General features: G+C 32.9%; 1 protein-coding gene. It reads left to right on the top strand.

Features of this window, described 5'->3' with window-relative positions:
* Positions 1-21 precede the first annotated feature (21 nt).
* Positions 22-1,149, top strand: coding sequence for a non-hydrolyzing UDP-N-acetylglucosamine 2-epimerase (gene wecB, locus A3842_RS11345; RefSeq protein WP_074101486.1), 1,128 nt, complete (start codon positions 22-24; stop codon positions 1,147-1,149).
* The last annotated feature ends 36 nt before the right edge of the window (positions 1,150-1,185 follow it).

The raw sequence follows: 1,185 nt of genomic DNA, 5'->3' as shown, positions 1-1,185 counted from the left end.
ATGTTAATGAGGGGTTGTATTATGAATAAAATGAAAGTAATGACTATTGTAGGAACAAGACCGGAAATTATTAGATTAAGCGAAATTATAAAAAAAATGGATATTTATTTCGAACATATACTCGTACATACTGGTCAAAATTGGGACTATACATTGAATCAGGTTTTTTTTGATGAATTGGGAATTCGGGAACCTGACTTTTATTTAAATAGTGTGGGAGATAGTTTAGGGGAAACTATGGGGAATATTATCGCAAAATCCTATGGCATATTTGAAAAATTAAGACCAGAGGCTCTTTTGATTTTGGGTGATACGAATTCAGCATTATCAGCAATTTCAGCGAAAAGATTGAAAATCCCGATTTTTCATATGGAGGCGGGTAATAGATGCTTCGATCAAAATCTCCCTGAAGAAATTAATAGGAAGATTGTTGACCATATAGCAGATGTTAATTTACCGTATACTGAACATGCAAGAAGATATTTAATCTCCGAAGGTTATCGGAAAGAACATATATTTGTTACGGGTTCTCCTTTAACCGAAGTAATCAATACTAACTTAGCGAATATTAATAATAGTGAGATTTTGGAGAACTTAAACATAAACAAAGGAGAGTATATTTTAGTATCAGCTCATCGAGAGGAGAATATAGACAATAAGACGAACTTCTTTTCGTTAATGAGTGCTATAAATGAAATTGCTGAGTATTATCAAATGCCTGTGATTTACTCAACTCATCCTAGAAGTGAAAAGCATATTGAAAAAAGGAATTTTAAATTTCATCCCTTGGTTAGAAACCTAAAACCTTTCGGTTACTTTGATTATAATAAACTTCAACTTAATGCTTTTTGTGTACTCTCAGATAGCGGTACAGTACCCGAAGAAGCATCAATTTTAGGTTTTCCTGCAGTATCAATTAGAACTTCGACAGAGCGTCCTGAATCCTTAGACAAAGGGGCTATTATCTTAGGTGGAATACGAAAAGAAGATGTTTTACAATCTGTTTTGCTTTGTAGAGCAATGTGGGAACATAAGGAGATTGCGGTTCCAGTTAACGATTATATAGACACTAATATATCTACTAAGGTTATTAAGATTATACAAAGCTACACAAAGATCATTAACAAAGTTGTATGGGGGAAGGAATAAATACTTTTATGAACGTTTTAGTTTTTGATGTTCCTG

This window comes from Paenibacillus sp. P3E (genome assembly GCF_001909045.1).
Classification (GTDB): Bacteria; Bacillota; Bacilli; order Paenibacillales; family Paenibacillaceae; genus Paenibacillus_AQ; species Paenibacillus_AQ helianthi.
Note: the sequence above shows the minus strand (reverse complement) of the source record. Positions and strands in the feature narration are given on the sequence as shown.

Coding starts and splice junctions, on each gene's coding strand:
- wecB (WP_074101486.1), top strand. CDS start 22: ATGAATAAAATGAAAGTAATGACTATTGTAGGAACAAGACCGGAAATT.